Raw genomic sequence first — 12,303 nt, 5'->3', positions numbered from 1 at the left:
GGCCTCCTTGTGACGCGCCACGTCCGAGAGGCATCAGTGACAGAAACCCCCGTGACATCACGCCCGACGTCCCCGGCGATCACGTTCGCCGACCTGAATCTCCCCCAGCCGCTGCACAGCGCCCTGCGGAAAACGGGGATGGAGACCCCGTTCCCCATCCAGTCGGCCACCCTGCCCGACGCACTCGCCGGGCGTGACGTGCTCGGCCGCGCGCAGACCGGGTCGGGCAAGACGCTGGCCTTCGGCCTCGCGCTGCTGACCCGCCTGCACGGCGGCAAGGCCCCGGCCCGGCGACCGAGGGCGCTCGTGCTCGTCCCCACCCGCGAACTCGCCATGCAGGTGGCGGACGCGCTCGTCCCGCTCGCCAAGGCGGCGGGACTGTGGTGCCGCACCGCCGTGGGCGGCATGTCGATGCAGCGCCAGGTGGACGCGCTGGCCCGCGGCGTCGATCTGCTGATCGCCACGCCGGGCCGCCTGTCCGACCACGTGAGGCAGGGCACCTGCGTGCTCGACGGCGTCGAGATGGTCGCGCTCGACGAGGCCGACCAGATGGCCGACATGGGCTTTCTGCCCCAGGTGCGGGAGATCCTCGACCTGACCCCCCGGGACGGGCAGCGCCTGCTGTTCTCGGCGACGCTCGACGGCGCCGTGGAGAACCTCGTCCGTGCCTACCTCACCGATCCGGTCACCCACTCGGTCGCGCCCGCCACCGCGAGCGTGGACACCATGGACCACTACCTCCTTCAGGTGGACCACCGCGACAAGCAGGCCGTCGTCACGGAGATCGCCGCGAGGGAGGGACGCACGATCCTGTTCGTGCGTACCAAGCACCACGTCGACCGGCTCGCCACCCGGCTGCGCGCCAGCGGGGTCCACGCGGGCGCGTTGCACGGCGGCAAGACCCAGGGTCAGCGCAACCGGGTGCTCGACGACTTCCGCAGTGGCCGGGTCCCCGTGCTGGTGGCCACCGACGTCGCGGCTCGCGGCATCCACGTCGACGACGTGAGCCTCGTGCTCCACGTCGACCCGGCGGCCGACCACAAGGACTACCTGCACCGTGCCGGCCGTACCGCGAGGGCGGGTGCCTCGGGCACCGTCGTGACCCTGGTGACGCGCGAGCAGCGCCGCACCGTTCGCCGCATGACCGACCAGGCCGGCGTGCGGCCGCAGTACGCGACGGTGCGACCCGGCGACGCGGAACTGGCCCGGATCACCGGCGCGCGCACCCCGAGCGGTGTACCCGTGGTCGAACGCGTGCGCCCACACCGTCCGTCCCGTCCGGGCGGCCCCGGTCGGCGACCGCACTCCACTCGGGGACGCGGGCCACGACGTGGGCCCGGAGGCCGTCAGAACGCCGTGGCCTGACGGCGCGGCTCACAGGGCGATGAGTTCGAACTCCGTGGCGAGCACGCCGCCGAAGCGGCGACCACACGCCTCGGCGTACTCGCGGAGAAACCGGCGCGCGTCGTCCTCGGTCTGTCCGAGCCCTTCCAGGTAGGCGCGGTGGCGGTGCAGCGATTCCACAGCACGCTCGAACGTCGCGGTGATGTCGACCGCGTGTGTGGACATCGGTGAGGCCGCCACCGCCACCCACCGGACCCCCTGCCACGGGTGGAGCCCCTCGGAGCGCAGGTCCTGGAACACCCAGCGGTTTCCGGCGTCCCGCACCGCGTCGAGGGTGGCCTGGCCCACGTGCCGGTGATCGGCCATGTTGAGCCCGCCGCCCGGCCAGTTCTCCCGATGATTGGTGATCACCACGAGTTCGGGCCGGTGTCGACGGATCGCCGCGGCGATGTCGCGGCGCAGGTCGAGGCCGTACTCGACCACGCCGTCGGGGTAGTCGAGGAACTCCACCCGTTCGACCCCCACCACGTGGGCGCTCGCGGTCTGCTCCCGCTCGCGCACCACTTCGGCTTCCTCGGGCGGCATGTCGTCGATACCGGCTTCTCCCCGGGTGGCCAGCAGGTACACCACCTCACGGCCCTCGTCCGTCCACCTGGCGATGGCGCCGGAGCAGCCGTACTCCATGTCGTCGGGATGGGCCACCACCGCCAACGCCCGGTGCCAGTCCTCGGGCATCGGCAGCAACCGCCGTGCGTCGTCGCTCACCCTGTTCCTCCTTCCTCCCGCCCCGGTGCGAGACTGCCAGCGTGAACGCACCCGGTCCACCTCGCACGGCAACACCACCGGAGCACGTGTTCGACTGGCTCGACGACGCCGCGGCACGGCGCGCCGACGCGGGCCTGGTCCGCACGCTGACCCCGCGCACCACCGAGTCGGAGCGGCTCGATCTCGCGGGCAACGACTATCTCGGCCTCGCCCGCGACAAGCGCGTCGCCGGGGCCGCCGCCGCGGCGGCGTTGAAGTGGGGCGCGGGCGCCACGGGTTCGCGGCTGGTCACCGGGTCGACCGAGGTCCACGCCGAGCTGGAGTACGAACTGGCCCGGTTCTGCGGCGCACAGGCGGCGCTGGTCTTCTCGTCGGGTTTCACCGCCAACCTCGGCGCCGTGACGGCGTTGACGGGTCGGGACGCGGCCATCGTCACCGACGCCTACATCCACGCGTCCCTGATCGAGGGGTGCCGGCTCTCCCGGGCGGACGTCGCCGCGGTGGCCCACACCAGTCCGGACGCGGTCGAGCACGCACTCGCGACCCGGCGCAAGCAACGCGCTCTCGTCGTCACCGACTCGGTGTTCTCCGTGGACGGTGATCTGGCGCCGCTGCGCGAACTGTCGGCCGTGTGCCGGCGGCACTCCTCGGCGCTGTTGGTGGACGACGCCCACGGCCTCGGTGTCCTCGGCGAAGGAGGCCGCGGTGCCGTACACGCCGCGGGCCTCGCCGGCGAACCCGACGTCATCACCACCGTGACGCTGTCGAAGTCACTGGGTGCGCAGGGAGGTGCCGTCCTCGGTCCTCGGCGGGTGATCAAACACCTGGTGGACACGGCTCGGAGCTTCATCTTCGACACGGCGCTCGCCCCGGCCAGCGCCGCGGCGGCGCTCGCGGCCCTGCGAGCGTTGCGCGACGAACCGGAACTGGCCGAACGGGTCCGCGGCCGGGCGAGCGAGCTGTCCGCCCGCTTGGCGGACGCCGGGTTCGCGGTGAGCGTGCCCGAAGGGGCCGTGGTGTCGGTGCGTGCACCGGGGCCGAACGAGGCCGCGGCATGGGCGGCCGACTGCGCGGAGCGGGGTGTGCGCGTCGGGTGTTTCCGCCCGCCGTCGGTGCCCGACGGTGTGTCGCGCCTCCGCCTGACCGCGAGGGCGGACCTCTCCGATTCGGACGTCGACCGCGCCGTCGCCGTCGTCACCGAGACCGCCCCGCCCGACGCCCGACGCTGAGAGGGACGCGTCAGCGTCGGCGCATCGTGATGTGCGGGATGTCGTCCTCGAGGAACTCCTCGCCCTCGGGCTGGAAACCGAACCGCGCGTAGAAACCGGTGGCGTACGTCTGGGCGTCGAGCACGCATTCCGCGTCGCCGACCAGTTCCATCGCCGCACCCATCAGCAGGGCTCCGACGCCGGTTCCGCGGGCGAACCCGGCCGTGCACACCCGCCCGATCCGCTGGACGCCGCCGTCCTCGGCGAGCACGCGAAGACAGCCCGCGACGCGCCCGTCGGACGTCGTTGCCCACACGTGGCGGGTGCCCGGCAGCAGGTCCTTGCCGTCGAGTTCCGGATAGGGGCACTCCTGTTCGACCACGAAGACGTCCACCCGAAGCCGCAACAGCGCGTAGAGCTCGGCCGCGGTCAGCTCCGGGGCCAAGCGGGTGGTGACGGTGAGCTGGTCAGAGCGAGTGGGAACAGCTGAATCAGTCACCCGTACTGCGTACCAGGTCCGCCCTGACGTCGTCGGCGTAGGTCGACATCCGCGTGTAGACCCCGGGCGTGCCGGGCTCGGCACACCCGGCACCCCACGACACGATGCCGATCACGGTGCCGTCCACCAGCAGCGGACCACCGGAGTCGCCCTGACAGGCGTCGACGCCGCCCGACTCGTGTCCGGCACACACCATCGTGTCCGCGTCGAACGAACGGAACACGTCCGAGCACTCGCTGTCCGAGACCAGCGGTACGTCGGCGGCGCGCAGCGAACCGGGCTTCGGCCCGTTCTCGAACAGCCGTCCCCACCCCACGACGGTGGCCATGGTGCCCGGCTCGTACAGGTGGTCGTCGGAGCTCCGCGGCAGCCGCGCGGCGGGCGCGGAGACCGACTCGGAGAGCGTGAGCACGGCGATGTCGTCGCCGGAGAGCGGATCGCGGTATCCCGGCGCCACCCACACGTCGTCGACGCCGACCTCCTCGCCCTGGTTCGAGGCGATCCGCTCGCGACCCACCACCACACCGAGGTCGGACTCCCGCACGGCGAGCGCGCAGTGGGCGGCGGTGAGGACCTCGGTCGCCGAGATCACCGTGCCACCGCAGTACTGGTTGCCCCTGTCGTCGACGAGGTACACGGCGTACGGATAGTCCTCCAGGGACACCGACTCACCGCCCACGATGGGTTGCATTCCGGCGGCATGGCCCGCCGATGCGCACACCGCTCCGCTCAGCACCGTCAAGGCCACCCCGAGTCGACGTCGGATGTTCGTGAGCACGCTTGGTCTCCCCTCCTGTCGGACACGAACACTCTAAGTCGAACTGACGTCACGTGCTGTCACTGAAAGGGGTGGATTACCGCGAGCCGGGTGAGGCGGGTACACCGACCGTGCCGCGCATCGGGAACCACCGGCGCCCCTCCCCCGCTTCGGTGTCACACCGGGGAGGGGAACAATGCGGTCGGCTTCCCCGTTCGAGTCCAGTGGCGTGGCCGAGACCCGGCCACGTCGTCGTGCCGACCCTGAAAGGTGCCGCCGTGCCCCACTACGACCTCGTCATCGTCGGGACGGGATCGGGCAACTCGATCCTCGACGCCCGCTTCGCCGACCGGAAGGTCGCCATCGTGGAGAAGGGGGTGTTCGGCGGCACGTGCCTGAACGTGGGTTGCATTCCCACGAAGATGTTCGTCTACCCCGCCGACCTGGCCGCCGCTCCGGCGTCCGCCGCCGGGCTCGGGGTCGACCTGGAACTGCGGAACGTGCGGTGGCGCGAGATCCGCGACCGGGTGTTCGGCCGTATCGACCCCATCGCCGAGGGCGGGCGACGTTACCGCGTCGAGCACGAGGACAACGCGAACGTCACCGTGTACGAGGGCGAGGCCCGTTTCACCGGGCACAAGGAACTCACCGTTCGCCTGGCCGACGGCGAGGAGACGCTCACCGCCGAGGCGTTCGTGCTGGCGGCCGGCGGGCGGGCGACCGTGCCCGACATCCCCGGCCTCGCCGACGTCGACTACCACACGTCCGACACCGTGATGCGCATCGACGAACTGCCACGCCGGGTCGTGATCCTGGGCAGCGGGTTCGTCAGCGCCGAGTTCGCCCACGTGTTCGCGTCGTTCGGGGTCGACGTCACCGTCGTCGCGCGCTCCGGCGCGCTCCTTCGCCAGGAGGACGACGACATCAGCCGGCGGTTCACCGATCTCGCCTCGCAACGCTTCGACGTGCGGCTGAACCGGCGCACGGTGAAGGCTCGCCGCACCACCGACGGTGTGGCGCTCGACCTGGAGGGCCCCGGGGGCGCCGAGACCGTCGAGGGCGACCTGCTGCTCGTCGCCACGGGCCGCAGGCCGAACTCGGATCTCCTCGACGTCGCCGCCACCGGCATCTCCACCCTCCCCAGCGGACACGTCGTCGTGGACGACCACCAGCGCACGGAGGTGGAGGGCGTCTACGCGCTCGGTGACCTGTCGTCGCCGTACGAGCTGAAGCACGTCGCCAACCACGAGGCCCGGGTCGTGCAGCACAACCTCCTGCACCCCGACGACCCCGTGACCGCGGACCACCGGTTCGTGCCGCACGCGGTGTTCACCTCGCCGCAGATCGCGTCCGTCGGCCTGACCGAGCGCGACGCCGCCGCCCGCGGGATCCGGTACGTGACGGCCACCCAGGAGTACGCCGGGATTGCCTACGGCTGGGCGATGGAGGACACCACCGGGTTCGCGAAGCTGCTCGCCGACCCGGACACCGGGCAGCTGCTCGGCGCACACATCATCGGTGCGCAGGCGCCGACTCTGCTCCAGCCGCTCGTCCAGGCCATGAGCTTCGGACTCGACGCCACCTCGATGGCCCGCGGGCAGTACTGGATCCACCCGGCGATGCCGGAGCTGGTCGAGAACGCACTGCTGGCGTTGCCGTTGAACGACTGACGCGGCTCAGACGTACCGGGGCCGCCCGGCGACGTAACCGAAGACGATCTGCGTGACCACCACGACGAGCAGGAACACGAACGGCACGGTCCAGCCGTCGGTGACGTCGTGCAGCAGACCGAACAGGAACGGCCCCGCGGCGGCCAGCAGGTAGCCGAAGCCCTGCGCCATTCCGGACAGGGCGGCCGTGTCGGCGCTGTCCCTGGCTCGCAGCGCGATGGTGGTGAGGGCCAGCGAGAACACGCTCATGCCGAGGCCCAGCAGCACCGACCAGAGCAGAGGTGAGGCCGACGGCGCGAGCATCAGCCCGAGAATGCCCGCGATGCCCAGCAGGCCGAGCAGCACGATCCACCCGCTCTGGCTTCCCCGGCGAGCGGCGATGGCCGGGATGGTGAGGCTGACGGGCAGCCCCAGCAACGACACGAGGCCGAGCAGCAGGCCCGCGTCGCCCCGGCTGACACCCGCGTCCATGAGGACCTGGGGCAACCAGCCCATGACGATGTAGGCCAGGCACGACTGGCAGCCGAAGAACACGGTGACGACCCAGGCCAGCGGTACCCGCAGCAGCGACCGGCGACCACGCCCACCGCCGTCGGGCCCTTCCTGCCTGCTTCGCAGCACGGAGGCCCTCGTTGTGGCGACCAGCCACAACACCAAGGCCACGACCGCGAGCACCGCCCAACTCGCCAGCGCGCCCCGCCACCCGCCGAAGACCGGCTCCAGCGGGGGCGTCACCGACGAACCCAACGCGCCGCCGAGTTGCAGCGCGGCGGTGTAGACGCCGGTCATCAACCCCACCCTGGCGGCGAACGACGCCTTGACGACCACGGGGATCAGGACGTTGGCCAGCGCGATACCGGTGCAGGCCACCAGCGTTCCACCGAGCACCACGAACGGGCCGTCGAGCACCCGCAGGACGAGGCCGACGCCCAGTGCCAGCAACGCCGCCGCGACGGCGGCCCGCAGGCCGATCCGCCGGGCCAGGAGCGGTGCGGCGAGTCCGGCCACCGCGAAGCACAACCCGGGCAACGTGGTCAACGCGCCCGCCCAGGTGGCGGAGGCACCCAGGCCGTCGCGCACCTCGTCGAGCACCGAACCCACCGAGGTGATCGCGGGTCGCAGGTTCAGCGCGGCCAGCACCACGGCGACGGCCAGCAGGGCGCCACCGAGCACGAGACCCGTGCGGTCGGTTGGCTGGGCTCCGGCACCGGAATCGCCGGAGCCGGTCAGGTCCCGCACGGATGCCTCGCGGTCGATCGACATGTCCGGTACCGTAGCAAATTCATAGGATGATCGGCTGAAAGGATGTTCACGTGCCGTTGTCCTCCACCCGGCGGACAGGTCTCGTCGACCAGGTCATCGAGCAACTGCGTGGCGCGGTACGGCGGGGGGAATGGGCGATCGGGGAACGGATACCCACCGAACCCGAGCTCGCCGCGACACTCGGCGTGGGACGCAACACCGTGCGGGAAGCCGTCCGCGCCCTCGCGCACAGCGGCCTGCTGGAGGTCAGGCAGGGAGACGGCACCTACGTCAGGGCCACCAGCGAGGTGTCCGGGGCGCTGCGCAGGCTGTGCGGCTCACGACTGCGGGAGGCGTTGCAGGTGCGCCGCATCCTCGAGGTCGAGGCGGCGCGACTGGCCGCGACGGAACGTACGGACTCCGACCTCGCCACGCTGTCGAAGCTGCTCGCCGAACGCGACCGCGTGTGGTCGGACGGCGACGTGGACGACTTCGCCCGCGCCGACACCGAGTTCCACCTGGCGATGGTCGAGGCAGCGCACAACAGCGTGCTCCTCGAACTCTACCGGGGGCTGACGGAGCTGGTGGTCGCCTGTGTCGCGACCACTTCGCGCGCCGACGAGCACAGCCCGGAACCCGTCGACCACCGAAGCATCGTGGCCGCCATCGCCGAGCGCGATCCCGAGCGCGCGGCACGGCACACCCGCGAGTTCCTGGACGAGCTGCTCGCCCGGCATCCCGCAGGCAACGGCTGAGACCGGACTGCCCTCAGCCGGACAGCGTGTGCAGCCGCAGGGCCAGTTGGAGTTCGAGCGCGCGGTCCGGCTGCTGCCAGTCGGCACCGAGGAGCGAACCGATCCGTTCCAACCGTTGCGCGACCGTGTTGACGTGGACGTGCAACCGGTCCTTGGCACGCGTGAGATTGCCCCCTGCGGCGAAGTAGGCGCGCAGTGTCCGCAGCAGCTCGGTCCCACGGGCGGAGTCGTAGTCCAGCACGGGCCCGAGAGTGGAGCGCACGAACGCCTCGACGTCGGTGCGGTCGCCCAGTACGAGTCCCACGAAGCCGAGGTCCTCCGGTGCCGCGCCGTGCCCGTGCCTGCCGAGAGCCAGCAGGGCGCGCACGCAGCGCACCGACTCGGCGTGGGCGCGGGCCAGCTCCGCGGGTCCCGACGCGGGGCCCGCCGCGCCCACGGTCACCGGGCGTCCCAGGGACGAGGTGAGTTCGGCGGCCGTCCGGCACGCCAGCTCTCCGGGGCGGTCGGTGGTCGCGAGCATCACCACCTGCTCCGCGAACACCCCGGCCAGTGCCGCGCGGCGGGCGACCACCGATGCCAGCCGGGCCCGGGACACCCCTTCCGCGTGGAGGGTCAGCACGGCGTGGGGCTCGGTGAGGTCCACACCCAACCGACGTCCCCGGTCGAGCAGCGTCGCCGGGTCACGTTCGGGTGCGGTGAGCAGGTCGGCCACGAGTTCGCCCCGCACCCGGTCCTCCGCTTCGGCGGCCGAGCGTCGAAGCAGCAACAACAGCGCCGTCACCACGCCCGCACGCTCGAACAACCTGCGATCGGCGTCGGCGAGATCGGGGCGGCCGGTGAGGGTGATGCTGCCCAGCAGTTGCGGTCCCGCCATCACCGCACACACCCACACGTCCCCTTCGGCGATGGCCTTGCCCGCCGAACGGGAGGCGACGAGCGCCCGCGAGAGCGCTCGTCCCGGTGCCCGCACCCGCCCGGCCCCGGAGCGGCCGAGCTCCGCGCCGTCGGCGTCACACACGACGATGCCGCCGCCCAGCATCGACGCCACCGCAGCCGCGACCTCGGGCACGTCCGCACCACCGAGAACGAGTTCGGTGAGCCGGTCGTGCGCGTCCTGTGCCCTGGCCAGGCTCTCGTGGTGGGCCTTGATGGTCTCGTTGGCCGCACCCAGTTCCGCGAGCGCCGCCGTGCTCTCCTCGATCAACCGCGCGTTGTCGATGGCGATGGCGGCGTGGTCGGCGAACGAGGACAGCAGCGCCACCTCGTCCGGCGAGAACGACCGTGGTCGCCGCTCCGAGGCGAACAGCACACCGATCACGCGCTCCCCGAGCGACAGGGGAACCCCGAGAATCGCGATGAGGCCCTCGTCGTTCACCGCGCGGTCGATCGGTCCCGTGTGGTCGAACCGCTCGTCGTTCGGGTAGTCGCGGGTGGCGTAAGGGCGGGCGGTCTGCGCCACCAGGCCACCGAGCCCCTCCCCCACCCCGAGCCGGAGCTGCTGGAACAGGGCGGAGGCGGAACCGTCGGTGACGCGCATGTACGTGCTGCCGTCGTCGGAGTGGTCGTTCAACGTGAGGTACGAGACGTCCGCTCCCAACAGCATGCGGGCCCGGCGCACGATCGAACGCAGCACGGCGTCGAGGTCGCGTAGCCTCGCCAGGTCGCTCGCGGTGGCGAACAGCGCCGTGAGCTCCGCCTCCCGCCGACTGTGCGCGTCGAGCGTCCGCCGGATGTGCATGGCCAGCTGCATGGTGGCGCTGTCCGCGGGCACCCGGGCGAGCTCGTCGCTGCTCGCGCCCGCGGACAGCAGCTCCAGCAACCGCCGGGCGGCCATACCGTCCTCCGGACGTGTGTGGGTCACCAGCTCATGCTGCCACCGAAGGCTCGCGGTCCGTGTCGGCGAGCGAGGTACCACGGGTCTCCTTCGCGAGGTAGACGGCGATGAACGTCACCACGCAGGTGACCGCCACGTAGATCGAGATGGGCAGGCTGGAACCATAGGAGTTGAGCAGTGCCGTGGCGATCAGCGGCGCGACACCACCTGCCGCGATCGACGCGAGCTGGTAGCCGATCGACGCCCCGGAGTAACGCACCCTGGTGCCGAACAGCTCCGAGAAGAACGCCGCCTGCGGCCCGTACATCGCGCCGTGCAGGAACAGACCGATCGACACCGCTGCGATCGTGGCGAGCGGAGTCGCCCCGTCGAGCATCGGGAAGAACAGGAAGCTCCACACCAGCATGCCCACGGTGCCGAAGAGGTAGACCGTCCGGCGGCCGACGACGTCGGAGAGCCAGCCCCACATGGGGATGGTGACGAAGTGGACGGCCGAGCCGACCAGCACCGCGTTCAGGCCGAGCGACTTGGGCAGTTCCAGGTGCGTGGTCAGGTACACGAGCACGAACGCGGTGATGACGTAGTAGGAGACGTTCTCGGCGAACCGGGCACCCATCGCGATGAGCACCTGGCGCCAACTGTGCTTCAACACCGTCACGATGGGAGCCTTCTCCGGAGCCGCCTGCTTCCCCGCCTTCTTCACGGCCTCCACGAAGACCGGGGACTCCTCGACCGCGAGCCTGATCCACATGCCGATCAGCACCAGCACACCGGACAGCAGGAACGGGATCCGCCAGCCCCACGAGTTGAACGCCTCGTCGCTCTGCACCACCGCGAGGACGGCCAGCACCGCCGTGGCCAGCAGGTTGCCCGCCGGGACGCCCGCCTGCGGCCACGAGGCCCAGAAGCCGCGCCTGCGGTCGTCACCGTGCTCCGAGACGATGAGCACCGCGCCGCCCCACTCGCCGCCGACGGCGAAGCCCTGGATCAACCGCAGTATCACCAGCAGGATCGGCGCACCCACACCGATCGTGGCGTAGGTGGGCAACAGGCCCATGGCGAAGGTCGCGCCGCCCATCAACAGCAGGCTGAGCACGAGCAGCTTCTTGCGACCGACCTTGTCGCCGTAGTGGCCGAAGACCAGACCGCCGAGCGGCCTGGCGACGAAGCCCACGGCCAGGGTCGCGAACGCCAGCATCGTGCCGACCAGCGGGTCGCTCTCGGGGAAGAACTGGGTGTTGAAGACGAGCGCCGCGGCCGAGCCGTAGAGGAAGAAGTCGTACCACTCAACTGTGGTGCCGATCATGCTGGCGCCGACGACCCGCTTGATCGACGTTCTCTGTGAGGACATGTTGATCACCACTCCGTTGTGCTGACGGGGACGGGGAAGGGACGTTCAGGTGGCGGTCCAGCCGCCGTCGAGCGGAATCGAGGCGCCGGTGAGGTAGCTCGCCTCGTCGCTGCACAACCACAGCACCAGCGCCGCCACCTCGCCCGGCTCGATGAGCCGCTTGACGGCGGTCCGGCGCAGGAACACCTCGTCGACGACCGTGTCGGCGGGGATGCCCCGCGACTCCGCCTGCGCGTCGATCTGGTTGGTCACCAGGTCGGTGCGCACGTAACCGGGGGCGATGCAGTTGCTGGTGACACCGTGCTCGGCGCCCTCCACAGCGGCCACCTTGGACAGTCCCTCAAGAGCGTGCTTGGCCGCGACGTAGGCGGACTTGTGAGGACTGGCGCGCAGGCCGTGGACGCTGGAGATGTTCACGACGCGCCCCCAGCCCCGCTCGTACATGGCGGGCAGGCAGTGGCGCATCAGCAGAAACGGCGCCGTGACCATCAACCGCTGGAGGAACTCGAACCTCTCGGGCGGGAAGTCCTGGATGGGCGCGATGTGCTGCACACCCGCGTTGTTGACGAGGACGTCGACGGCACGGGGCAGCGAGGAGACGGCGTCGGGGTCGGTCAGGTCGACGACGTGGGCGACGGCGTCGTGGGTGTCGGCCACGTCCTTCGCGGCGGCGCCGTCGACGTCGACGAGGTGCACCGTGGCCCCGGCTTCGCTCAGGGCCGCGACACAGGCCCGTCCGATACCGTTGGCGCCGCCGGTGACGAGGGCCGTCTTCCCGGTCAGTGGTCTGGTCGACATGACAGCCGACAGTAGAAGCCGGCTGCCCTGTCAACCATGTGTGAGCGGACTACAAGTCCGTGGCCGACCGTGTGGTCCGA

General features: G+C 71.1%; 11 protein-coding genes. 4 read left to right on the top strand and 7 right to left on the bottom strand.

The genetic code is table 11. The features are described from left to right. Nucleotides 1-36: 36 nt before the first annotated feature. Entirely contained in the window at nucleotides 37-1,365 is a 1,329-nt protein-coding gene (locus tag SACCYDRAFT_RS05780; protein ID WP_005454455.1) for a DEAD/DEAH box helicase, read from the top strand. Between the two features lie 9 nt (nucleotides 1,366-1,374). Here the strand turns inward: SACCYDRAFT_RS05780 and SACCYDRAFT_RS05775 are convergent, their stop codons facing one another. Continuing rightward, a complete protein-coding gene (locus SACCYDRAFT_RS05775) occupies nucleotides 1,375-2,109 on the bottom strand; it encodes a PIG-L deacetylase family protein (RefSeq protein ID WP_005454453.1) in 735 nt (244 codons plus the stop codon). 41 nt (nucleotides 2,110-2,150) lie between these two features. Here SACCYDRAFT_RS05775 and SACCYDRAFT_RS05770 point away from each other — a divergent pair, with 41 nt between their 5' ends. After that, on the top strand, nucleotides 2,151-3,338 hold the full coding sequence (locus tag SACCYDRAFT_RS05770) for an 8-amino-7-oxononanoate synthase (RefSeq protein WP_043536200.1): 1,188 nt from the start codon (nucleotides 2,151-2,153) through the stop codon (nucleotides 3,336-3,338). Between the two features lie 10 nt (nucleotides 3,339-3,348). Here SACCYDRAFT_RS05770 and SACCYDRAFT_RS05765 read toward each other — a convergent pair whose 3' ends face one another. Both SACCYDRAFT_RS05765 and SACCYDRAFT_RS05760 read right to left on the bottom strand, forming a co-directional pair. After that, nucleotides 3,349-3,816, bottom strand: coding sequence for a GNAT family N-acetyltransferase (locus SACCYDRAFT_RS05765; protein WP_005454449.1), 468 nt, complete (start codon nucleotides 3,814-3,816; stop codon nucleotides 3,349-3,351). Further along, nucleotides 3,809-4,594, bottom strand: coding sequence for a S1 family peptidase (locus SACCYDRAFT_RS05760; protein WP_005454446.1), 786 nt, complete (start codon nucleotides 4,592-4,594; stop codon nucleotides 3,809-3,811). Before SACCYDRAFT_RS05760 ends, SACCYDRAFT_RS05765 begins: the two co-directional genes overlap by 8 nt. 257 nt (nucleotides 4,595-4,851) lie before the next feature. On the opposite strand from SACCYDRAFT_RS05760, the gene SACCYDRAFT_RS05755 reads away from it, so the two are divergent. Continuing rightward, a complete protein-coding gene (locus tag SACCYDRAFT_RS05755; protein WP_043537093.1) occupies nucleotides 4,852-6,243 on the top strand; it encodes a mycothione reductase in 1,392 nt (463 codons plus the stop codon). Nucleotides 6,244-6,249: 6 nt separating this feature from the next. On the opposite strand, the gene SACCYDRAFT_RS05750 is transcribed toward SACCYDRAFT_RS05755, so the two are convergent. Then, nucleotides 6,250-7,506, bottom strand: a complete 1,257-nt coding sequence (locus tag SACCYDRAFT_RS05750) for an MFS transporter (protein WP_005454443.1) — start codon at nucleotides 7,504-7,506, stop codon at nucleotides 6,250-6,252. 50 nt (nucleotides 7,507-7,556) lie between these two features. Between SACCYDRAFT_RS05750 and SACCYDRAFT_RS05745 the strand changes: the two genes are divergently transcribed. Further along, nucleotides 7,557-8,240, top strand: a complete 684-nt coding sequence (locus tag SACCYDRAFT_RS05745; RefSeq protein WP_005454441.1) for a FadR/GntR family transcriptional regulator — start codon at nucleotides 7,557-7,559, stop codon at nucleotides 8,238-8,240. A gap of 13 nt (nucleotides 8,241-8,253) precedes the next feature. On the opposite strand, the gene SACCYDRAFT_RS05740 is transcribed toward SACCYDRAFT_RS05745, so the two are convergent. From SACCYDRAFT_RS05740 to SACCYDRAFT_RS05730, 3 genes are read right to left on the bottom strand one after another with little or no spacing between them, the layout of a single operon-like run. Continuing rightward, the gene (locus tag SACCYDRAFT_RS05740; RefSeq protein ID WP_043536196.1) at nucleotides 8,254-10,155 is read right to left on the bottom strand and encodes a helix-turn-helix domain-containing protein; all 1,902 of its coding nucleotides are present in this window, start codon (nucleotides 10,153-10,155) and stop codon (nucleotides 8,254-8,256) included. Beyond that, on the bottom strand, nucleotides 10,106-11,425 hold the full coding sequence (locus SACCYDRAFT_RS05735) for an MFS transporter (protein WP_005454439.1): 1,320 nt from the start codon (nucleotides 11,423-11,425) through the stop codon (nucleotides 10,106-10,108). Before SACCYDRAFT_RS05735 ends, SACCYDRAFT_RS05740 begins: the two co-directional genes overlap by 50 nt. 45 nt (nucleotides 11,426-11,470) lie before the next feature. Beyond that, nucleotides 11,471-12,223, bottom strand: coding sequence for a 3-hydroxybutyrate dehydrogenase (locus tag SACCYDRAFT_RS05730; protein WP_005454438.1), 753 nt, complete (start codon nucleotides 12,221-12,223; stop codon nucleotides 11,471-11,473). Nucleotides 12,224-12,303 lie beyond the last annotated feature (80 nt).

It is taken from the genome of Saccharomonospora cyanea NA-134, from assembly GCF_000244975.1.
Classification (GTDB): domain Bacteria; phylum Actinomycetota; class Actinomycetes; order Mycobacteriales; family Pseudonocardiaceae; genus Saccharomonospora; species Saccharomonospora cyanea.
This window is presented reverse-complemented; position numbering and strand designations above follow the sequence as displayed.